This is a genomic window from Streptomyces sp. NPDC030862 (genome assembly GCF_055571835.1).
On sequence record NZ_JBVIEN010000019.1, the window covers coordinates 19,186 to 38,467 of the forward strand.

Here is a 19,282-nt window from a genome sequence, read left to right on the forward strand (position 1 = left end):
TGACGGCGGCGCCGGGGGCGCTCACGCCATCAGGCCCCGGAAGGGCCTGAACCGGAGCGTGACGTCCGGCGTCACCACCGCGTGCACGGGGTGGTCGTGCGGTTCCTCCGGGACCCGCTCGACCACCTCGTTCGCGTAGAGCAGCACCACCAGGTACGGATCCTCCCCGGCCCGTACGAAGCGGGCCAGGACCCGGTCGTACGAACCGCCGCCCCGCCCCAGGCGCATGCCGCGCGAGTCCACCGCGAGGCCGGGCAGCAGGACCGTGTCGGCCTCCAGGACGGCGTCCACGCCCAGCGCGGGCCCCGACGGCTCCAGGAGCCCCCGCCGGGCCCGTACGAGCCGCTCAGGGCCCTCGTAGGGGGCCCAGTCGAGGTCGTTGTCGGGCAGGAGCACCGGCAGCAGGACGCGTACGCCCCGGGCGCGCAGCGCGTCGAGGAGCGCGCGCGTGCCCGGTTCGCTCCCCACCGACACATATGCGGCGACCGTCCGTGCCCGTCGCAGCTCGGGCAGCTTGAGGGCCAGCTCCGCGAGAACCAAGGCCGCTTTTTCGACGTCCTCACTGGTCAGAAGGGTCCGCGCGTCGAGCAGTTGGCGCCGCAGAGCGGTCTTTTCGGACATGCTGCCGGTCATCATGAACTCTCAAACCCCTCGTATACGCCTATATGGGAGGGAAGTTAACCGGACGCTAATCATCCGCCCATACCAACCCGATAGGGTGCTCCGCATGACTCAGTCGCACCACAGGATCAGCAAGGCTGTCATCCCGGCCGCAGGCCTTGGCACCCGGTTCCTGCCGGCCACGAAAGCCACTCCCAAAGAGATGCTCCCTGTGGTCGACAAGCCCGCCATCCAGTACGTCGTCGAGGAGGCCGTAGGCGCCGGCCTCTGCGACGTGCTGATGATCACCGGCCGCAACAAGCGGCCCCTCGAGGACCACTTCGACCGCAACTACGAGCTGGAGGAAGCCCTCGTCAAGAAGGGCGACCAGGAGCGCCTCGGCAAGGTCCGGGAGTCCAACGACCTCGCCACCATGCACTACGTCCGCCAGGGCGACCCGCGCGGCCTCGGCCACGCCGTCCTGTGCGCCGCCCCGCACGTCGGCGACCAGCCCTTCGCCGTCCTCCTCGGCGACGACCTCATCGACCCGCGCGACCCCCTGCTCCAGCGCATGATCGAGGTCCAGGAGCGCGAGGGCGGCAGCGTCATCGCCCTCATGGAGGTCGAGCCCTCCCAGATCCACCTCTACGGCTGCGCCGCCGTCGCGCCGACCGGCGACTCCGACGTCGTCCGCGTGACCAACCTCGTCGAGAAGCCCGACCCCGCCGAGGCGCCCAGCAACTACGCCATCATCGGCCGCTACGTCCTGGACCCCGCGGTCTTCGGGATACTCCGCGAGACCGAGCCGGGCCGCGGCGGCGAGATCCAGCTCACCGACGCCCTCCAGAAGCTCGTCGCCGACGAGGAGGTCGGCGGCCCGGTCCACGGCGTGGTCTTCAAGGGCCGCCGCTATGACACCGGTGACCGGGGCGACTATCTCCGGGCGATTGTCAGACTCGCGTGCGAACGTGAAGATCTGGGACCGGACTTCCGTTCCTGGCTTCAGCGTTACGTCACCGAGGAGATGTAGGGATTGAGCAGCACGACCTGGTCGGTGGACGACCACCTGGAGGACATCCTCGGCGCGATCCGCCCGCTCGACCCCATCGAGCTGCCGCTGCCCGACGCCCAGGGCTGTGTCCTGGTCGAGGACGTCATGGTGCCCGTCGCCCTGCCGCCCTTCGACAACAGCTCCATGGACGGCTACGCGGTACGGGTCGCGGACGTCACCGGCGCCAGCGAGGAGTTCCCGGCCGTCCTCACCGTCATCGGTGACGTCGCGGCGGGCAGCGGGGGACTGCCCACCGTCGGCCCCGGCCAGGCCGCCCGCATCATGACCGGCGCGCCGCTGCCGCCGGGCGCCGAGGCCGTCGTCCCGGTCGAGTGGACCGACGGCGGCACCGGCGGCGCGCCCGCCACCACCATGCGCGCCGCGAGCGCCGCCCCCGAGGGCGCGAGCGGCGAGGTCCGCGTCCACCGCCCGGTCGAGGTCCGCGCCCACGTGCGCGCGCGGGGCAGCGACGTCCAGGCGGGCGACCTCGCCCTGGAGGAGGGCACGGTCCTGGGGCCGCCGCAGATCGGCCTGCTCGCCGCCATCGGCCGAGGCACCGTGCGGGTGCGTCCCCGCCCGCGCGTGGTCGTGCTCTCCACCGGCAGCGAGCTGGTCCAGCCGGGCGAGGAGCTCGGCCCCGGCCGGATCTACGACTCCAACAGCTTCGCGCTGGCCGCCGCCGCGCGCGACGCCGGAGCCATCGCGTACCGGGTCGGCGCCGTCACCGACGACGCCGACACCCTCCGGGCCACCATCGAGGACCAGCTGATCCGGGCCGACATGCTCGTCACCACCGGCGGTGTCAGCGTCGGCGCGTACGACGTCGTCAAGGAGGCCCTCTCCTCCGTCGGCGACCAGGACGAGCCGGGCAGCGGCATCGACTTCCGCAAGCTCGCCATGCAGCCGGGCAAGCCCCAGGGCTTCGGCTCCATCGGCCCCGAGCACACCCCGCTGCTCGCCCTGCCGGGGAACCCGGTGTCCTCGTACGTCTCCTTCGAGCTGTTCGTCCGCCCCGCCATCCGCGCCCTCATGGGGCTCAAGGACCGCCCGGACGTCCAGCGCCCGCGCGTGCGGGCCGCCCTTGCCGCCGACAAGCCGCTGTCGTCGCCGTCCGGCAAGCGCCAGTTCCTGCGCGGCCGGTACGACGCCGAAGCGGGCACCGTCACCCCGGTGGGCGGCGCCGGCTCGCACCTGATCGGCGCCCTCGCGCACGCGGACGCGCTGCTCGTCGTCCCGGAGGACACCACCACCGTGGAGCCGGGCGCCGAGCTGGAAGTGGTCCTCATCGGCTGACGGGACGGGTGTGGCGGTACGGTGTCTGCCGCTGTGCCTTCCCGGGGGACCACCCCCGGCCCCCGCCGGCGCGACAATGGCCGTGGCGGGGCAATCGGCGCCGGAACACGCGAGGCGGAGTTCAGCAGTGAGTACGCAAGGCAGCCTGACGCACATCGACGAGGCCGGAGCGGCCCGCATGGTCGACGTCTCCGGGAAGGACGTGACCGCCCGCACCGCCCGTGCCACCGGCCGGGTCCTGGTCTCCCCCCGCGTGATCGAGCTGCTGCGCGGCGAGGGCGTCCCCAAGGGCGACGCGCTGGCCACCGCCCGGATCGCGGGCATCATGGGCGCCAAGCGCACGCCCGACCTGATCCCGCTCTGCCACCCCCTGGCCGTCTCCGGCGTCAAGGTCGACCTGACGGTCGCGGACGACGCGGTGGAGATCGCGGCGACCGTGAAGACCACCGACCGCACGGGCGTCGAGATGGAGGCGCTGACCGCCGTGTCGGTGGCCGCGCTGACCGTGATCGACATGGTGAAGGCCGTCGACAAGGCGGCCGTCATCACCGACGTACGGGTGGAGGAGAAGACGGGCGGCAAGTCCGGCGACTACCGGCGCGCCGGCGAGGCGGACGGAGCGGCCCAGTGACCCCCCGGGCCGGCCACGTCCACGGCGCGCACGACGCCCACCAGCCGCAGCCCGATCCAAAGGGCCCGGACCGGACGTACCGCGCGCTCGTCGTCACCGCCTCCAACCGGGCGTCCGCCGGGGTGTACGAGGACAAGGGCGGCCCCCTCATCGTCGAGGGTCTCACCGCACTGGGCTTCGCCGTCGACGGCCCGGTGGTCGTCCCCGACGGCGACCCCGTGGAGGCGGCCCTCCGCGAAGGGGTCACCGCCGGGTACGACGCCATCGTCACCACCGGCGGCACCGGCATCTCGCCCACCGACCGGACCCCCGACGTCACCCGTCGGGTCCTCGACCACGAGATCCCCGGCATCCCGGAGGCGATCCGCGCGTACGGCCGCGACAAGGTCCCGACGGCCGCCCTCTCCCGGGGGCTCGCCGGGGTCGCCGCCGGCACCCTGATCGTGAACCTGCCGGGCTCCACCGGCGGCGTGCGCGACGGCCTGGCCGTCCTCGGCCGGATCCTGGTCCACGCGGTCGACCAGCTGCGCGGCGGCGACCACCCCAGACCGTCATGAACCCCGCCTGGCCCGTGACCCTGGTGGACGGACGGGTCGCCCTGCGTCCGATAAAGCTGCGCGACCAGCGGGCCTGGCGCGAGGTCAACCGGCGCAACCGCGACTGGCTGCGCCCCTGGGAGGCGACCATCCCGCCGCCCGCCCCCGGCGGCCCGCTGGTGGAGCGCCCCACGTACCGCCAGATGGTCCGCCATCTGCGCACGGAGGCGAACGCGGGCCGGATGCTGCCCTTCGTGATCGAGTACGAAGGGCGGCTCGTGGGCCAGCTGACGGTCGCCGGCATCACCTGGGGCTCGATGTGCTCGGGGCACGTGGGGTACTGGGTGGACCGCGAGGTCGCCGGGCGCGGCGTCATGCCGACCGCCGTGGCGCTCGCCGTGGACCACTGCTTCCGCTCGGTGGGACTGCACCGGATCGAAGTCTGTATTCGCCCCGAGAACACGCCCAGCCGCCGGGTCGTCGAGAAATTGGGATTCCGCGAGGAGGGCCTGCGCCCTCGCTACCTCCACATCGACGGTGACTGGCGCGACCACCTCGTCTTCGCCCTCACGGCCGAGGAGGTCCCGGAGGGGCTGCTGCGCCGGTGGCACCGGGTCCGACCGGGAACACCGCGTTAAATAAAATATTTGTTCGAATTAAAGCGTGAGTCGACCAGATCCGGTCCGATCAATCACAAAAAAATTCAGTGATATCAGCCAGATCGTGCGACACACCGGCCCAATTGGCCGATGGCCTGCTGCGAACCCCTCTACGGTGTGGGATGTGAGCAGCAGCGGCCTCATTTACGCAGTCATCGTCGGGGCCTGGGCCGCCTACTTGGTGCCGATGTGGCTCCGACGGCAGGACGAGCTGAACGAGGCCCGTCCGACGGAACGCTTCAGCACCGCCATCCGGCTCCTGTCCGGACGGGCGGGGATGGAGCGCCGGTACGCCAAGGAGCTGGACCGGCGCACCGCCGGACAGGTGGGGCCCGAGGCCGACCCGGACGCCGAGACGGAGCATCTGAGCTCCGTCGACGTCCGGGCCTTCGCCGCGCCCCCGGCTCTGACGGAGGCGCGCCTGGAGGTCCCCGACGCCCCGCCCGCCAGGCCCCGCCCGGCGGGCCGTCCGCGCGCGGCCGGCGCCGCCGCCGAACGCGCCCGCCGCTCCCGGGTCCTCGCCCGGCGCCGCCGCACCACGGTGGTCCTGTTCCTGGCGTTCACCCTCGGCGCGATCGTCGCGGCCGTCGGCGGCCTCGCGTTCCTGTGGGCCCCGGGCATCCCGGCGGTCCTGCTGAGCGCGTACATCGTGCACCTGCGCGCCCAGGAGCGGCGGCGCTTCGTGTACGTCATGGACCGGCGCCGCGCCGAGGCCGCCGCGCAGCGCCTGCGCGAGAGTCGCCGCCGCCCCCGGCCGGCCCCGGAGCAGGAGCCCGCCGATCCGCAGTCGGCCGGCCCGCAGCCGGAGCCGGCGCCCGCGGTCTCCCCGCAGGAGGCGGGCCGCCGCGCGCTGGTGGAGCAGACGGACCACGCGGAGTGGGTGGACCAGCAGCGCGACCGGGGCCCGGCGCGCGGCGACAGCTGGGACCCGGTCCCCGTCCCGCTCCCCACCTACGTCACCGCCCCGGTGGCCCCCCGGGCCACGGGCGGCGTCGACGTCACGGACCCGGAGACCTGGAGCGCCGCCCGCTCCTCCGTGGCGGAGCCGACCCCGCCCCCGCCCACCCGCCAGAACCCGAACCCGAGCGCGACGCCGCCCCCGCCGCGCCGCACGCGCGACCACGGCCGCACGCCGCTCTTCGACCAGTACGCGGACGAGGACCGCCCGCGCGCGGCCAACGAGTGACGCGGGTCTCCTTCGCCGCCGCCGACGGGGAACGGATTTCCAAGCAGCCCGATCGGGATGCTAATGTTTCACACGTCGCAAGGGCCTGTGGCGCAGACTGGTAGCGCACCTCGTTCGCATCGAGGGGGTCAGGGGTTCAAATCCCCTCAGGTCCACGCACATCAAAGCCCCCGCCGGGGAAACCGGGCGGGGGCTTTGTCTTGCCCGTACGGCAACCAAGTGTGCTGAGTTGTGGAACAGAGGGTCGGTACAGGGAACGATCGGCGCGGCACCGTGCCGGTGCGGGCCGCGCCCTACCCCTGGATCGGCAGGTCCGGGTGCGTGGCCAGGAAGGCGAAGTAGGCGATGGCCGCCGTCGTGCCCACGGCGGAAAGGGCAAGAGCCGTCACGGCGCGGGTGCGGTCGGCGTGCAGCCTGGACGCGGTGCGGAGTTCGATGCAGCCCCACACCAAGCCCACGAGGCCAAGGGGAAGTGCGACGGCCCAGACGAGCATCCAGTAGGGGCAGCAGAACCAGATGGCGACGGAGAGGCCGCCGAGGATAACGGGGCCCTTCGGCTCGGGTCTGCCGTCGGTCGGATCGATCGCACCGCTCATGGGGCGATCAAACCAGCCCGCTTCCCGCGACCTCCAGGCGCCCCGAGGCGAGGGCTCAGGGTGCCTCGGGTGCCCGCGAGGCGCCCCTAGGGTAATTAACCCTTTGCCTAGTGGTCCTAGGCTGGCTACGGTCCTTGACCATGAAGGCAGTCACTGAGCGCACCATCCGTGCGTCGTTCGTCAATTGCTCGAAGGGCGAGGCCGCCCGTCTCCCCCTCCCGCGGGATCTGGCCCAGCGGCCGTGGGACGACCTGGACTTTCTCGGCTGGCGTGATCTGTCCGCCCCCGACCGCGCCTACCTGGTCGCCGAGCGCGGCGAGCAGGTGGTCGGCGTCGCGCTGCGTCTCGCCTCGCGGCAGGCCGCCGGGCTGCGGCGCAGTCTGTGCTCGATCTGTCTGACCACCCACCCGCTCAGCGGCGTGACGCTGATGACGGCGCGCAAGGCCGGGGCGGCCGGGCGCGAGGGCAACTCGGTCGGCCTGTACGTGTGCACCGACCTGGACTGCTCCCTCTACGTACGGGGCAAGAAGCGCCCCGAGTCCGGTGCGCGCTTCGACGAGCGCCTCACGGTGGAGGAGCAGATCGAGCGGACCCGGGGCAAGCTCGCCGCGTTCCTGGATCAGCTGTACGCGTAGACGCGTGCCCCGCCGACGAACGTCTGGAGCACCCGCGTCTCGGCGATCCGCTCCGGCGGCGCGGCGAACGGGTCGCGGTCCAGGACCACCAGGTCGGCGAGGTTTCCGGCGCGGATGACGCCGGTGTCGTCGAGGTGGTTCACGTACGCGCTGCCCGCGGTGTACGCGGTGAGGGCGGCGTCCAGGCCGATGCGCTGCTCCGGCAGGAAGATCGGCGCGTCCGGACCGTCCTCCGGCAGGACGCGGTTGACCGCGACGTGCAGCGCGGCGAGCGGGTCCGGGCTGCTGACCGGCCAGTCGCTGCCCGCCGCGAGCCGCGTCCCGGCGCGCAGCAGGTCGCCGAAGGGGTACTGCCAGGCGGCCCGCTCCGGACCGAGGAACGGGATCGTCAGCTCGTCCATCTGCGGCTCGTGCGCCGCCCACAGCGCCTGGATGTTCGCGGTCGCGCCCAGCCGCGCGAAGCGCGGTACGTCCTCGGGGTGCACCACCTGGAGGTGCGCCAGGTGCGGCCGCGTGTCGGTGGCGCCGCCGCTCGCCTCGCGGGCGGCCTCCACGGCGTCGAGCGCCTCGCGCACCGCGCGGTCGCCCAGCGCGTGGAAGTGCGTCTGGAAGCCGTGGGCGTCCAGGGCGGTGACGTACTCGGCGAGCGCCTTCGGGTCGATGAAGGAGATGCCGGAGTTGTCGGAGGCGCAGCCGCACGAGGTCAGGTAAGGGCCGAGCAGCGCGGCCGTGTGGTTCTCGGCGATGCCGTCCTGCATGATCTTCACGGTGGTGGCACGGAGGTTGCCGTGCGTCAACTCCTCGCGCCGCGCGAGCAGTTCCGGCAGCTGCTCCAGGCCACGCGCACGGTCCCACCACAGCGCGCCGACGACCCGCGCGGTGAGCCTCCCGGAGCGCGCGGCGGCCGCGTACGCGGGGGCGGGGTCGGCCATGCCCGCGTGGTCGCCGAGCAGCGCGTCCTGCCAGGCGGTGACGCCCAGCGAGTGCAGCAGCTCCTGCGCGCGCAGCAGCCCCGCGGTGAGCTCGTCCAGCGTCGGCGCCGGTACGAGGTCGGCGATGAGGGTCATCGCGCCCTCCTGCAGCATGCCGGTGGGATGCTCGTCGGCGTCCCGCTCGATGCGCCCGTCGGCCGGGTCGGGGGTGTCGGCGGTGATCCCGGCGAGCTCCAGGGCACGGGAGTTGGCCCAGCCGCCGTGGTGGTCGCGGTTGACGAGGTACGCCGGCCGGTCGGGGACCAGCTCGTCCAGGAACCGGCGGTCGGGCGTGCCGCCGGGGAACGCCTCCATCGACCAGCCGCCCCCGGTGATCCACTCCGCCTCCGGGTGCGCGTCCGCGTACTCCCGGATGCGGCGGCGGTACGCCTCCGCCGTCGTCGCCCCGCTCAGGTCGCAGCGGCCCATCTCCACGCCGGCGCCCACCGGGTGGACGTGTGCGTCCTGGAAGCCGGGTATCAGCAGCCGGCCGCGCAGGTCCACGACTTCGGTGCGCGGGCCGATCAGCCCGTGCACCTCGGAGCCGCCGACGGCGACGATGCGCCGGCCGCGGACGGCCACCGCGCTCGCCCGGGGGCGCACGGGGTCCACGGTGTGGACGGGGCCACCGGTGAAGACGAGGTCCGCGGTGCGGTGAGGGGCCATGGGCGTACTCCTGGTTCACGGAGGTGTCGTTCGTCGTTCAGTGTGCGGCGGGACACGGCGGTGTCCATGCGCAGGATGAACGTTTCGACCCCCGCACCCCTACGAGTTGGCCAACTCTGGCCGAAGCTCCGGGGGTGTCCAGGACGCATGACGGAGGATCGTCCGAATCGCCACCCCGGAGGGCGTGAGCCGCATCGCCGCGTTGCGCAGGGCGACGGCCGCCGGGTGCGCGAGCCGCTGTCCCATCCGGCCCGCACGGCGGGCCGCCAGCGCGACCGCCTGGCTGCGCGGTCGCCGCTCGGCGTCGTACCGGGCCAGCGCCGTACGGACGTCGGGCGCCTCGGCGGCCGCGGCGGCCAGGGTCACGGCGTCCTCCAGCGCCTGGCAGGCGCCCTGGCCGAGGTGCGGCGTCATGGCGTGCGCGGCGTCGCCGAGCAGCGCGACGCGCCCGACGGCGTACGTGGACAGGGGCGTGACCAGCTCGTTGATGTCGTGGTGCAGCACCGCGCCCGGCGCGGTCGCCGCCAGCAGCGCGGGGATCGGGTCGTGCCAGCCGACGAACCGGCGGCGCACGGCGTCGAGCGGGTCGCGCGGGCGCACGCCCGCCGGGGCGTTGAGCACTGCGTGCCACTCCACGCGCCCGTCGGCGAAGAGGAGGTGACCGAACTCGGCGCCCCGCCCCCAGGTCAGCTGGAAGTCGGCGCCGCCCACGTCCACCGGGTGCCCGGTGATCGCCCGCAGCACCGTGGAGCCGCTGTACGCCGGACCTGGCGCGTCGGGCAGCAGCCGGGCCCGGACGCGGCTGTTGACGCCGTCCGCCGCGACGACGAGGTCGGCGTCGTACGTCCGCCCGTCGGCCGTGCGCACGCGCGCGTGCGGCGCCTCCGGGTCGTCCTCGACGGCCGTCACCTCGGCGCCGGTGACCAGCGCGCCGGGCGGCAGCGGAGCGCGCAGCAGCCGGTGCAGGGTGGCGCGCGGGATGCCGAGGATCGGTGCGCCCAGGGCGCGTTCGAGGGCGTGGCCGTCCATCCGCGCGAGCACCCGGCCGCCCGGGGTGCGGGTGGCGCCGGTGAGCTGGCGGCGCGCGGCCGCGCGGACGGCGGGCCCGGCGCCGAGCGCGTCCAGGGCGTGGATGCCGTTGGCGGCGAGGGAGATCCCCGCGCCCGCGTCGGCGAGGGCGTCCGGGGCGCGCTCGACGACGGTGACCCGCCAGCCGGTGCGCACGAGTCCGAGGGCCGCCGCCAGCCCGCCGATTCCGCCGCCGATCACCACTGCTCGTCCAGGCCGCATCGTTCCCCCTCGCGCTTTCTACAGGTGTAGAAGGAGGCTACTACGGGTGTAGAAAGGGGTCATGACCCGGGATCGCCGTACCGTCCTCGCCGACGCCGCCCTCTCCGTCCTCGCGGACGGCGGCATGCGCGCCCTCACGCACCGCGCCGTCGACGCGGCCGCCGGGCTGCCGACCGGTACGACGTCGGCGTACCTGCGCACCCGCAAGGCGCTGCTGACCGCCCTTGCCGTACGTCTGGTCGAACTCGACCAGGCGGAACTGAGGGAGGCGGCCGGGCGTGCGCCGCTCCCGCCCGGAGCGGGCCCCGACGAACTCGCCGACGCCCTGGCGCGGTTCAGTGAGGCGCGCCTGACCGGTGAGGGGCGGCGGAGGACGCTCGCCCGGTACGCGTGCGCGGTGGAGAGCGTCCACCAGCCGGAGCTGCGGGAGGTCCTCGTACCGCGCGAGAACGCCGCGCGCGACGCCGTACGGGCGGTGCTCGCCGCGCACGGGGCCGCGGACCCGGACGGGCGGACGGTCACGCTGCTGGCGTGCGTGGACGGGCTGGTCTTCGAGCGGCTCACCGGCCAGGCCGGCACCGGTGGGCTGCGTGCCGAGATCCGCGCGCTGGTGGACGCGGCGCTGCGGCAAGACACCCCCTAGGTCCGGCGGGGTGGTCCCCGCCGGACCGCCGGGGGTTACGACACCTGCGCCTTGTCGTACAGCGCCTTCGCCACGTCGCCGAAGTACGGGCCGAACATCCGGTTCGGCAGGAAGGTGTAGCCGAAGCTGTTCACCGAGACCTGCAGGCCCGTGCCGGTCGACTCGCTGAAGCCGGTGAACCAGGGACCGCCGCTGGAGCCGCCGGTCATGTTGCAGGCCAGGCTGTGGTCCTGCGAGAAGAGGAAGTCCTTGGAGGAGTTCCCGCTGCAGTGGATCAGCTTGGAACCGTCGTACGGGGACGCGGCCGGGAAGCCGAAGGCGTACATCGGCTTGTTGTAGCCGCCGTTGAACTGGATCCCCTGTGCGCCGGTGACGGCGGTGAGCTTCTGGCCGTTCAGCGGGGCCACGACGGCCGCGCCGATGTCGTGGTTGATGTCCTCGCTCGCCTCCCACTGCGGGGTGGTCAGCGTCTTGGTGGCGGTCCACTGGCCGTAGGGCGCCTGGCCGTTGTCGTAGGCGGGGACGAAGACCCAGTTGGTGTGCCAGCTGCCCTGGTACTTCACGCAGTGGCCGGCCGTGATGACGGTGGAGGCGTTCTGGCTGGTCACGGCGTTGCCGGAGCAGGAGGCGGTACGGCCCTGGAAGGTGAAGAACACCCGCCCGGACGTCTTCACGACCGCCCCGCCACCGGTCCACGCGCCGCCGGGCTGCGGGAACGCCGTGGGCGCGACGGTGGTGGTCTCCTTGCCCGGCCGCGGCGCCGTGAGTTTCTTCAGCGCCCGCGGGGTGAGCTCCAGGTCCAGCGGGGTGGCCGCGCGCATGCGCTCGGCGGTCCAGAAGGCCCGGGCGCCCTGCTGCTCGGCGGCGGTGACGGTCCGGGCGGACGGGGCGTTCTCGGCCTGCGGGGCGGGCGCCGGTCCGGCCGGGGCGGCCGCGGTGGCGGCGGTGGCGGACAGGGCGCCGGTGAGGAGGGCTCCGACGGTCAGCAGGATGCCCGTGGCGGTGCGGTGGCGTCTCACGCATGTCTCCTTCTGCCGTGCCCGGGCGCGGTCGCGCGGCCGGGCAGGGTGGGGGAACGAAGAGCGGTGCGGATCAGCGGTGCGTGTGGTGCCTGCGGTGCTTGTGGTGCCTGCTGTGCGTGTGGTGCGCGCCGTACGTGTCGTGCGTGCCGTGCGTGCCGTGCGTGAGGCAGGGTCCCACGGGCGGGGCCTGGTTGTCAGGAGCGCGTCAGCGACTTCGCGAAGCAGCGGCTGTTCGGGTACTCGCGGTAGTAGCCGAACTTGGCGCACGGCGCGTACCCGCTCGACGTGTACAGCCCGATCGCCTCCGGCTGCATGTCGCCGGTCTCCAGCACCATGCGGGTGCGCCCGGCGGCGCGCGCGTCCTCCTCCAGGGCGGCGAGGATGCGGCGGGCCAGGCCCAGGCCGCGCGCCTCGGGGATCACGTACATGCGCTTGAGCTCGGCGTCCCCGTCGGCGTATCCCTCGTCGTTCTCGTCCTGCGTGCGCCAGCCGCCGGTCGCGACCGGGCGGTCCCGCTCGTCATACGCCAGCAGGTACAGGCCGCGCGGCGGACGGAACATCGAGGGGTCGAGCGGTGTGAGATCGCCCTCGTCGCCGTACCGCTCGGCGTACTCGAGCTGGACGGCGTCGTTGAGTTTGACGGCGTCAGGGTGGTCGAAGGGGACCGGGCGTATAAGCATACGGTGGATGGTACATGTATGCGGTAGCCTGGTCTCGGTTATCGTGCCGGAATGCTCACTGTGACGTCCGCCAATGTCAATGGCCTGCGTGCCGCCGCGAAGAAGGGCTTCGTGGAGTGGCTGGCCGGGACCGCCGCCGACGTGCTCTGCCTCCAGGAGGTGCGGGCCGAGGAGTCCCAGCTCCCCGAGGCGGTCCGTACGCCCGACGGCTGGTACGCCGCGCACGCCCCGGCCGCCGCCAAGGGCCGCGCGGGCGTCTCCCTCTACACGCGGCGCGAGCCGGACGCGGTACGCGTGGGCTTCGGCTCGTCCGAGTTCGACGGCAGCGGCCGCTACCTGGAGGCCGACCTGCCGGGCGTCACGGTCGCCAGCCTCTACCTCCCCTCCGGGGAGGTCGGTACGGAGCGGCAGGACGAGAAGGTCCGCTTCATGGACGCCTTCCTCCCCTACCTCAAGGACCTGCGGGAGCGGGCGGCGTCCGAGGGGCGCGAGGTGCTGGTCTGCGGCGACTGGAACATCGCCCACCGGGAGGCCGACCTCAAGAACTGGAAGGCCAACCAAAAGAGCTCCGGTTTCCTCCCCGAGGAGCGCGCCTGGCTCTCGCGCGTCCTCGCCGAGGGCGACGGCGGCTACGTCGACGTGGTCCGCGCCCTCCATCCCGACCAGGCCGGACCGTACTCCTGGTGGTCCTACCGCGGCCGCGCCTTCGACAACGACTCCGGCTGGCGCATCGACTACCACATGGCCACCCCGGGCCTCGCCGCCCGCGCCGTCAAGGCCTGGGTCGAGCGCGCGGCCTCCCACGGCGAGCGCTGGAGCGACCACGCGCCGGTGACGGCGGTGTACGAGCTGGCGTACGGCAACCGGTAGCCGGTAGTGGTAGCTGGTAACCGGAAACCCGGAAACCGGTAGGTTCCGGCGGCTCCGGTTCCGGAAGTGATGATCTGTCAGAGCAGGTGTGGGGAGCATCACTTCCTGGGCATGCTTCTGGCACGCTGAGCTCTCGTGCGCATCGCCACCGTACGAACGCTCCGGTCCGCTCTGCTCACCGCGGTCACGCTCGCGCTGCCGCTGACCGCCCCCGTGCCGACGTCGGCCTCCGTCCCGGTTCCCGCTTCCGAGATCCCCGCCGGGACGCCCGACGTCCTCCTCACCGACCAGGCGTCCAAGCGGATCCTGCTGCTCGACGGCGCGCGGCGCGTCTGGGACCCGGCCGCCGACGCCTCCGCCGTCCGGTGGGCGTTCTCGCCCCTCGGCGACCCCCGATACGCCGACCTGGACCCGGGCCTCAGCTGGGTGCACCCCAGCGAGGCCAAGGCGCGCGTCTGGCAGGGCAGGACGTACGTCCTCACCGTCGCCTCGTACGGCTTCGCCGCCGTCGTGGAGTACCCCTCGGGGCGGCGCCACTGGGCCGGTGCCCTCTCGCCCGGCACCATCCGCGTCAACCCGCACAGCATCGAGCTCCTGCCGAACGGCAACGTGGCCGTCGCGGGCAGCACCGGCGACGTCGTACGCCTCTACGCGGCCTCCCAAGGGCCGGCGGACGTGCCGTTCGCGTCGTACGCCCTGGAGGACGCCCACGGCCTGCAGTGGGACGGCGCGCGGCGGGTGCTGTGGGCGCTGGGCGGCGAGCGGCTCGTGGCCCTGAGGGTCGGCGGTACGGCGGCCAGGCCGGCGCTCATGAAGGCCTTCGAGGTGCCGCTGCCGACGCCGCACGGACACGACCTCGGGCAGGTCGCCGGGCGGCCCGACCGGCTGTGGGTGAGCAGCGGCACGGCCGTCTACCAGTACGTGAAGAGCGCCCGCGCCTTCACGCAGGACTTCGCGGGCGCGGCGGACATCAGCCGCGCCCGGGTCAAGGCGGTCGGCGACGACCCGGCGACCGGCCAGGTCGTCTCGACCGTGCCGGAGAGCGGGCTGGGGGAGAGCTGGTGGACCCGGAAGGTGGCCGTGCACCGGCCGGCCGGGACGTACGAGCTCGCGAACGGCGGGATCTACAAGGCGCGCTGGTGGCTGCCCGTGCCCGTCCTCACGGCCTGAGGTCGCGTCTCTACGGCCGCGTCTCTACGGCCTGAGGTCGCGCAGCCGGTGCAGGTGGCGGTCCAGCGCCATGGACACCTCCGCCTCCACCACGCTCTTCGCCAGCGGCCGCAGCCGTACGGCGTCGGCCTCTCCGCCGGCGTGCTCGCGCAGCAGGGCGGCGAAGAGCCCGGCGAGCGCGTCGGCGTGTTCACGGACGCGGGCGGCGGCGGCCAGCACGGCGGAGAGCGGGATGCCCTCCTTGACGAGCGCGGCCGAGACGTCCAGCAGGCGGCGGCTGACGTGGACGATCTCCTCGCCGTCCGTGGCGAGATAGCCGAGGTCCAGGGCGGCGGCGAAGTTCTCCGGCGTGACCTGGTCGCCGAAGTGGTCGGCGAGCTGCTCCGGGGTGAGCCGGACGGGCTCCTCCTCGGTCGGTTCGCCGAGGCCCAGCACCTCGCCGACGTCGCGGCCGCTCTCGAACGCGGCGGCGAGGTCGGCGATGCCGTTCAGGGTGTGGCCGCGCTCCAGGAGGGCGGCGATGGTCCGCAGCCGGGCCAGGTGGTGGGGGCCGTACCAGGCGATGCGGCCCTCGCGGCGGGGCGGCGGGATCAGGTCGCGCTCGCGGTAGAAGCGCAGGGTGCGCACGGTGATGCCGGCGGCGGCGGCCAGCTCTTCGACGCGGTACTCGCGCGGTGCGTGGTCCTCGCGCTGCTCGCGCTGGTCGCGCTGCTCGTGGGCCTCGCGCTGCGCCTGCGGCTCCTGCGACTGCCGAGCCTCACGGTGCTCGCGTGACGCCCGCTGCTCGCGGTCCCCGCGCGGCTCGTGCGGCGGCTGCCCGGCCGTCCCCTCGGTCGTCGTCCCGTCGTCTGCCACGCCCGCAACCCTATGTCGTACCGCCGGTAACTTTTCCCCGCGCGACCCCTACCGCTCGGTAAGGCGCTGCTCTACTCTCCGAATCGTGCCAGCGATTGCTGGCAAAGTCTTGCGGACGGTTATGCGGAGGCGGCATGGGCCAGCACGAGCACGTACGAGTGGCGGTGATCGGATCGGGATTCGGCGGCCTTGGGGCCGCCGTCCGGCTGCGCCGCGAGGGGATCACCGACTTCGTCGTTCTGGAGCGCGCCGACTCCGTGGGCGGCACCTGGCGCGACAACAGCTACCCCGGGTGCGCGTGTGACGTGCCCTCCCACCTGTACTCCTTCTCCTTCGCGCCCAACCCCGACTGGCCGCGCACCTTCTCCGGCCAGCGGCACATCCGCGCGTACCTGGAGCACGTCACCGACACCTTCCGGCTGCGCCCCCACCTCCGCTTCCGCCACGAGGTGAAGCTGATGACGTGGGACAACGACGCGCTGCGCTGGAAGATCGAGACCTCGCGGGGCACGCTCACCGCCGACGTCGTCGTCTCCGCGACCGGGCCGCTGTCCGACCCGAAGATCCCCGACATCCCCGGGCTCGCCTCCTTCGAGGAGACCGGCGGCCGGGTCTTCCACTCCGCCCGCTGGGACCACGACTACGACCTGGCCGGCAAGCGCGTCGCCGTCATCGGCACCGGCGCCTCCGCCATCCAGATCGTGCCGTCCATCCAGCCCCGGGTCGGCCGGCTCACCCTCTTCCAGCGCACCCCCGCGTGGGTCATGCCCCGCATGGACCGCGCCATCACCGGTGCCGAGCGGTGGCTGCACCGGCAGCTGCCCTTCACCGGCAAGGCGCGCCGCGGACTGCTCTGGGGCATCCGGGAGTTGCAGGTCAGCGCCTTCACCAAGCGGCCCGCCGAGCTCGGACTCGTCGAGTCCATCGCCAAGGCGAACATGGCCCGGGCCATCAAGGACCCGGCGCTGCGGGCCAAGCTCACGCCCTCGTACCGCATCGGCTGCAAGCGGATCCTGCTGTCCAGCGACTACTACCCGGCCCTCGCACGGCCCAACGTGGACGTCGTCGCGTCCGGGCTCTCCGAGGTACGGGGACGGACGCTCGTCGCCGCCGACGGCACCGAGGCCGAGGTGGACGCGATCATCTTCTCCACCGGCTTCCACGTGACGGACATGCCCATCGCCGAACGGGTCGTGGGCGCGGACGGCATCACCCTCGCCGAGGCGTGGAAGGACGGCATGGAGGCACTGCGCGGCGCGACAGCCGCCGGGTTCCCCAACTGGATGACCATCATCGGGCCCAACACCGGGCTCGGGAACTCCTCCATGATCCTCATGATCGAGTCCCAGCTGAACTACCTGGCCGACTACATGAGGCAGTTGGACGCGCTCGACGGCCAGGGCGGTCGCGCCGCCCTCGCCGCCCGGCCCTCCGCCGTCGCCGCCTGGAACCGGCGCGTCCAGGCCCGCATGGAGCGCACCGTGTGGAAGTCCGGCGGCTGCGACAGCTGGTACCTCGACGCCAACGGCCGCAACACCACGCTGTGGCCCGGCACCACCAGCGAGTTCCGGCGTGCGACGCGGACCGTGGACCTCAGCGAGTACGAGGTCGTCCGCGTGCGGGAAGGGGCTGTCGCGTGATCCGGGTGACTTCCGCGGACGGCTCCTCCCTCCACGTCGAGGTGTACGGCGCCGACGGCGCGCCCGCGGTCGTGCTGGCGCACGGCTGGACCTGCTCCACGGAGTTCTGGGCCGCGCAGATACGGGACCTGGCCGCCGACCACCGGGTCATCGTCTACGACCAGCGCGGACACGGCCGTACGCCGGCCGTGGGGCGCGACGGGTACTCGACGGACGCCCTCGCCGACGACCTGGAAGCCGTCCTCGCCGCCACCCTCGCACCCGGCGAGAAGGCCGTGCTCGCCGGGCACTCCATGGGCGGCATGACCCTCATGGCCGCCGCCGCGCGCCCCGGCGTACGCGAACGCGCCGCCGCCGTCCTGCTGTGCAGCACCGGCGCCTCCCGCCTCGTCGCCGAGTCGCTCGTACTTCCGCTGCGCGCCGGACGGCTGCGCACCCGCCTCACCCGTGCCGTCCTCGGCGTACGGGCGCCCTTCGGGCCCGTCACACCGCTGTCGAAGGCGATCCTCAAGTACGGGACCATGGGCCCCGGTTCCTCGCCCGCCGCCGTCGCCGAGTGCGCCCGTATCGTGCACGCCTGCCCCCGCGCGGTCCGGGTCGCCTGGTCGCACGTGCTCGCCGAGCTCGACGTCGAGCCGGGCGTACGGGAGTTGACGGCGCCGACCGCCGTCCTCGTCGGCACCGCCGACCGGCTCACGCCGCCCGTGCATGCGCGGGCGATCGCCGCCGCGCTGCCCCGCTGCGTCGGGTTCGACGAACTCGTGGGCGTCGGGCACATGACGCCCGTGGAGGCGCCGGAGGCCGTCACCGCCCGGATCCGCGCGCTGGTGACCACGTACCTGACGCACAAGGAGGAAGCGGCATGAGCAAGGTGAGCCTCGACGGCCAGGTCGCCGTCATCACGGGCGGCGCGCGGGGCGTCGGCGAGCTGCTGGCCCGCAAACTCTCCGCCCGCGGCGCGCGGATCGCGCTCCTCGGCCTGGAGCCCGAGCAGCTCAAGCAGGTCTCCGGGCGGCTGCACACCGAGAGCGACTGGTGGCACGTCGACGTGACCGACCACGAGGCGATGGCCCGGGTCGCGGCCGAGGTGAAGGAACGCTTCGGCAAGGTGGACATCGTCGTCGCCAACGCGGGCGTCGCGGCCGGCGGCCCTTTCACCGCGTCCGACCCGGACGCGTGGCGGCGCGTCATCGAGGTCAACCTCATCGGCAGCGCCGTCACCGCCCGCGCCTTCCTGCCGGTGCTGCTGGAAAGCCGCGGCTACCTCCTGCAGATCGCCTCCCTCGCCGCCATCACCCCGGCGCCCATGATGACCGCGTACTGCGCCTCCAAGTCCGGCGTCGAGGCCTTCGCGCACAGCCTGCGCGCGGAGGTCGGGTACCGGGGCGTACGCGTGGGCGTCGGCTACCTGTCGTGGACCGACACCGACATGGTCCGGGGCGCCGACCAGGACGACGTGATGCGCGAGCTGCGGCAGCGGCTGCCGTGGCCGTCGAACCGCACGTACCCCCTCGGCCCGGCCGTCGACCGGATCGTCGCCGGCATCGAGCGGCGCTCGGCCCACGTGTACGCGCAGTGGTGGCTGCGCGGCATGCAGTCCGTACGCGGCTACCTGCCCGGCCTCATCGCCACCGTCGGGCAGCGCGAGATGCGGCGCTTCGAGCCGCGGCTCGGGAGCGTGCGGACGGGGCTGGTCGGGGCGGGGGGAGAGGCCGACGAAAAGGCGCGTACGGAGCGTGACGGAACCGTTACCGCTTGATCGAAATGCGTGGTGTGTCGGGGCGTGCCAGGCTGGTCGAGGCCGGGGGCCGAAGGGCCCCCGCACCCCCACACCACCACTTTCAGGAGTGACCTCGATGGGCATCTCGGACCAGTTCAAGGACAAGTCGCAGGAGCTCAAGGACCAGGCCAAGCAGCGTGCGCAGGACGCGAAGCGCGAGGCGCAGCAGCGTACGCAGAAGGGCCGCCAGCAGCGCGACGAGCGTCGGCAGGACGTCGACGAGGACGCGCGCCTGGCGCAGGAGCGGGCGGACCGGAGCTACGACGTCTGAAGCGACGTGACGTGACGCGCGGTTGAAGCAGGGGCGCACCCGGACGCGGGTGCGCCCCTGGCGCTTTCGCGCGTGCGGGGCGCTGCGCGGTGCTCCTGCCCGGTGGGTTTCCGGTGTGCGGTGGCTCGCGCCGGTGGGCGTGGGGCGGGTGCCGGGGGTTCCGGTGGGGGGTGGTCGGACTCTCGTTCACCGCGCTTCGCGCGAGTTCAGTCGTTTTACGTCCGACCACCCCCCACG

The 19,282-nt window shown here is 73.4% G+C and carries 21 protein-coding genes and 1 tRNA gene; 15 read left to right on the top strand and 7 right to left on the bottom strand.

Translation table 11 applies throughout. From position 1 onward, the window contains the following. Positions 1-21: 21 nt before the first annotated feature. Complete coding sequence (locus ACZ42X_RS32570) at positions 22-633, bottom strand: 5-formyltetrahydrofolate cyclo-ligase (RefSeq protein ID WP_468297880.1); 612 nt, start codon at positions 631-633, stop codon at positions 22-24. Between the two features lie 94 nt (positions 634-727). On the opposite strand from ACZ42X_RS32570, the gene galU reads away from it, so the two are divergent. The 7 genes from galU (at position 728) to ACZ42X_RS32605 (ending at position 6,111) form a co-directional block, all read left to right on the top strand. Next, on the top strand, positions 728-1,630 hold the full coding sequence (gene galU, locus ACZ42X_RS32575) for a UTP--glucose-1-phosphate uridylyltransferase GalU (RefSeq protein ID WP_361418068.1): 903 nt from the start codon (positions 728-730) through the stop codon (positions 1,628-1,630). A gap of 3 nt (positions 1,631-1,633) precedes the next feature. Continuing rightward, the gene (glp, locus tag ACZ42X_RS32580) at positions 1,634-2,944 is read left to right on the top strand and encodes a molybdotransferase-like divisome protein Glp (protein WP_468297828.1); all 1,311 of its coding nucleotides are present in this window, start codon (positions 1,634-1,636) and stop codon (positions 2,942-2,944) included. A 127-nt stretch (positions 2,945-3,071) separates the two neighbouring features. Then, positions 3,072-3,575 (top strand): cyclic pyranopterin monophosphate synthase MoaC, encoded by a 504-nt coding sequence (gene moaC / locus ACZ42X_RS32585; RefSeq protein WP_468297831.1) that lies wholly within the window; start codon positions 3,072-3,074, stop codon positions 3,573-3,575. Continuing rightward, positions 3,572-4,132, top strand: a complete 561-nt coding sequence (locus ACZ42X_RS32590) for a MogA/MoaB family molybdenum cofactor biosynthesis protein (protein ID WP_468297834.1) — start codon at positions 3,572-3,574, stop codon at positions 4,130-4,132. The genes moaC and ACZ42X_RS32590 overlap by 4 nt, the downstream gene beginning before the upstream one ends. A 14-nt stretch (positions 4,133-4,146) precedes the next feature. Then, positions 4,147-4,749, top strand: coding sequence for a GNAT family N-acetyltransferase (locus ACZ42X_RS32595; protein ID WP_468297883.1), 603 nt, complete (start codon positions 4,147-4,149; stop codon positions 4,747-4,749). 145 nt (positions 4,750-4,894) lie between these two features. Further along, on the top strand, positions 4,895-5,956 hold the full coding sequence (gene sepX, locus ACZ42X_RS32600) for a divisome protein SepX/GlpR (protein WP_468297837.1): 1,062 nt from the start codon (positions 4,895-4,897) through the stop codon (positions 5,954-5,956). 81 nt (positions 5,957-6,037) lie between these two features. Beyond that, positions 6,038-6,111, top strand: a tRNA-Ala gene (locus ACZ42X_RS32605). A 138-nt stretch (positions 6,112-6,249) separates the two neighbouring features. On the opposite strand, the gene ACZ42X_RS32610 is transcribed toward ACZ42X_RS32605, so the two are convergent. Beyond that, positions 6,250-6,552 carry a hypothetical protein gene (locus tag ACZ42X_RS32610; RefSeq protein ID WP_468297840.1) on the bottom strand — a complete coding sequence of 101 codons (303 nt, stop codon included), beginning with the start codon at positions 6,550-6,552 and terminating at the stop codon, positions 6,250-6,252. Between the two features lie 140 nt (positions 6,553-6,692). On the opposite strand from ACZ42X_RS32610, the gene ACZ42X_RS32615 reads away from it, so the two are divergent. After that, positions 6,693-7,187 carry an FBP domain-containing protein gene (locus ACZ42X_RS32615; RefSeq protein WP_468297843.1) on the top strand — a complete coding sequence of 165 codons (495 nt, stop codon included), beginning with the start codon at positions 6,693-6,695 and terminating at the stop codon, positions 7,185-7,187. On the opposite strand, the gene ACZ42X_RS32620 is transcribed toward ACZ42X_RS32615, so the two are convergent. Together ACZ42X_RS32620 and ACZ42X_RS32625 are read right to left on the bottom strand one after the other, a co-directional pair. Further along, entirely contained in the window at positions 7,172-8,824 is a 1,653-nt protein-coding gene (locus ACZ42X_RS32620) for an amidohydrolase (RefSeq protein ID WP_468297846.1), read from the bottom strand. The two genes, ACZ42X_RS32615 and ACZ42X_RS32620, sit on opposite strands and share 16 nt — an antisense overlap. Positions 8,825-8,923: 99 nt before the next feature. After that, complete coding sequence (locus tag ACZ42X_RS32625; RefSeq protein WP_468297849.1) at positions 8,924-10,114, bottom strand: FAD-dependent monooxygenase; 1,191 nt, start codon at positions 10,112-10,114, stop codon at positions 8,924-8,926. A gap of 61 nt (positions 10,115-10,175) precedes the next feature. Between ACZ42X_RS32625 and ACZ42X_RS32630 the strand changes: the two genes are divergently transcribed. Then, entirely contained in the window at positions 10,176-10,757 is a 582-nt protein-coding gene (locus ACZ42X_RS32630; RefSeq protein WP_468297852.1) for a TetR/AcrR family transcriptional regulator, read from the top strand. Positions 10,758-10,792: 35 nt separating this feature from the next. Here the strand turns inward: ACZ42X_RS32630 and ACZ42X_RS32635 are convergent, their stop codons facing one another. Then, complete coding sequence (locus ACZ42X_RS32635) at positions 10,793-11,776, bottom strand: trypsin-like serine peptidase (protein ID WP_468297855.1); 984 nt, start codon at positions 11,774-11,776, stop codon at positions 10,793-10,795. Between the two features lie 197 nt (positions 11,777-11,973). Then, positions 11,974-12,459 (bottom strand): GNAT family N-acetyltransferase, encoded by a 486-nt coding sequence (locus ACZ42X_RS32640; protein WP_361418459.1) that lies wholly within the window; start codon positions 12,457-12,459, stop codon positions 11,974-11,976. A 51-nt stretch (positions 12,460-12,510) separates the two neighbouring features. On the opposite strand from ACZ42X_RS32640, the gene ACZ42X_RS32645 reads away from it, so the two are divergent. Both ACZ42X_RS32645 and ACZ42X_RS32650 read left to right on the top strand, forming a co-directional pair. Then, positions 12,511-13,329 (top strand): exodeoxyribonuclease III, encoded by an 819-nt coding sequence (locus ACZ42X_RS32645; protein WP_468297858.1) that lies wholly within the window; start codon positions 12,511-12,513, stop codon positions 13,327-13,329. 135 nt (positions 13,330-13,464) lie between these two features. Next, entirely contained in the window at positions 13,465-14,499 is a 1,035-nt protein-coding gene (locus ACZ42X_RS32650; RefSeq protein WP_468297861.1) for a DUF6528 family protein, read from the top strand. 24 nt (positions 14,500-14,523) lie between these two features. Here the strand turns inward: ACZ42X_RS32650 and ACZ42X_RS32655 are convergent, their stop codons facing one another. After that, on the bottom strand, positions 14,524-15,354 hold the full coding sequence (locus ACZ42X_RS32655; RefSeq protein ID WP_468297864.1) for a MerR family transcriptional regulator: 831 nt from the start codon (positions 15,352-15,354) through the stop codon (positions 14,524-14,526). A gap of 134 nt (positions 15,355-15,488) precedes the next feature. Here ACZ42X_RS32655 and ACZ42X_RS32660 point away from each other — a divergent pair, with 134 nt between their 5' ends. From ACZ42X_RS32660 to ACZ42X_RS32675, 4 genes are all read left to right on the top strand, one after another. Further along, positions 15,489-16,994: a flavin-containing monooxygenase gene (locus ACZ42X_RS32660; protein ID WP_468297867.1), complete on the top strand. Its 1,506-nt coding sequence runs from the start codon at positions 15,489-15,491 to the stop codon at positions 16,992-16,994. Further along, positions 16,991-17,860: an alpha/beta fold hydrolase gene (locus tag ACZ42X_RS32665; RefSeq protein ID WP_468297870.1), complete on the top strand. Its 870-nt coding sequence runs from the start codon at positions 16,991-16,993 to the stop codon at positions 17,858-17,860. The genes ACZ42X_RS32660 and ACZ42X_RS32665 overlap by 4 nt, the downstream gene beginning before the upstream one ends. Next, entirely contained in the window at positions 17,857-18,753 is an 897-nt protein-coding gene (locus tag ACZ42X_RS32670) for an SDR family oxidoreductase (protein WP_361418103.1), read from the top strand. The genes ACZ42X_RS32665 and ACZ42X_RS32670 overlap by 4 nt, the downstream gene beginning before the upstream one ends. Positions 18,754-18,850: 97 nt before the next feature. Further along, a complete protein-coding gene (locus ACZ42X_RS32675) occupies positions 18,851-19,045 on the top strand; it encodes a hypothetical protein (RefSeq protein WP_468297874.1) in 195 nt (64 codons plus the stop codon). Positions 19,046-19,282: the final 237 nt, after the last annotated feature.

Bases quoted from the DNA above. Each gene is read 5' to 3' on its own strand.
- ACZ42X_RS32570 (WP_468297880.1), bottom strand. From the start codon at position 633: ATGACCGGCAGCATGTCCGAAAAGACCGCTCTGCGGCGCCAACTGCTC.
- galU (WP_361418068.1), top strand. From the start codon at position 728: ATGACTCAGTCGCACCACAGGATCAGCAAGGCTGTCATCCCGGCCGCA.
- ACZ42X_RS32610 (WP_468297840.1), bottom strand. From the start codon at position 6,552: ATGAGCGGTGCGATCGATCCGACCGACGGCAGACCCGAGCCGAAGGGC.
- ACZ42X_RS32615 (WP_468297843.1), top strand. From the start codon at position 6,693: ATGAAGGCAGTCACTGAGCGCACCATCCGTGCGTCGTTCGTCAATTGC.
- ACZ42X_RS32620 (WP_468297846.1), bottom strand. From the start codon at position 8,824: ATGGCCCCTCACCGCACCGCGGACCTCGTCTTCACCGGTGGCCCCGTC.
- ACZ42X_RS32625 (WP_468297849.1), bottom strand. From the start codon at position 10,114: ATGCGGCCTGGACGAGCAGTGGTGATCGGCGGCGGAATCGGCGGGCTG.
- ACZ42X_RS32630 (WP_468297852.1), top strand. From the start codon at position 10,176: ATGACCCGGGATCGCCGTACCGTCCTCGCCGACGCCGCCCTCTCCGTC.
- ACZ42X_RS32640 (WP_361418459.1), bottom strand. From the start codon at position 12,459: ATGCTTATACGCCCGGTCCCCTTCGACCACCCTGACGCCGTCAAACTC.
- ACZ42X_RS32645 (WP_468297858.1), top strand. From the start codon at position 12,511: ATGCTCACTGTGACGTCCGCCAATGTCAATGGCCTGCGTGCCGCCGCG.
- ACZ42X_RS32660 (WP_468297867.1), top strand. From the start codon at position 15,489: ATGGGCCAGCACGAGCACGTACGAGTGGCGGTGATCGGATCGGGATTC.
- ACZ42X_RS32670 (WP_361418103.1), top strand. From the start codon at position 17,857: ATGAGCAAGGTGAGCCTCGACGGCCAGGTCGCCGTCATCACGGGCGGC.
- ACZ42X_RS32675 (WP_468297874.1), top strand. From the start codon at position 18,851: ATGGGCATCTCGGACCAGTTCAAGGACAAGTCGCAGGAGCTCAAGGAC.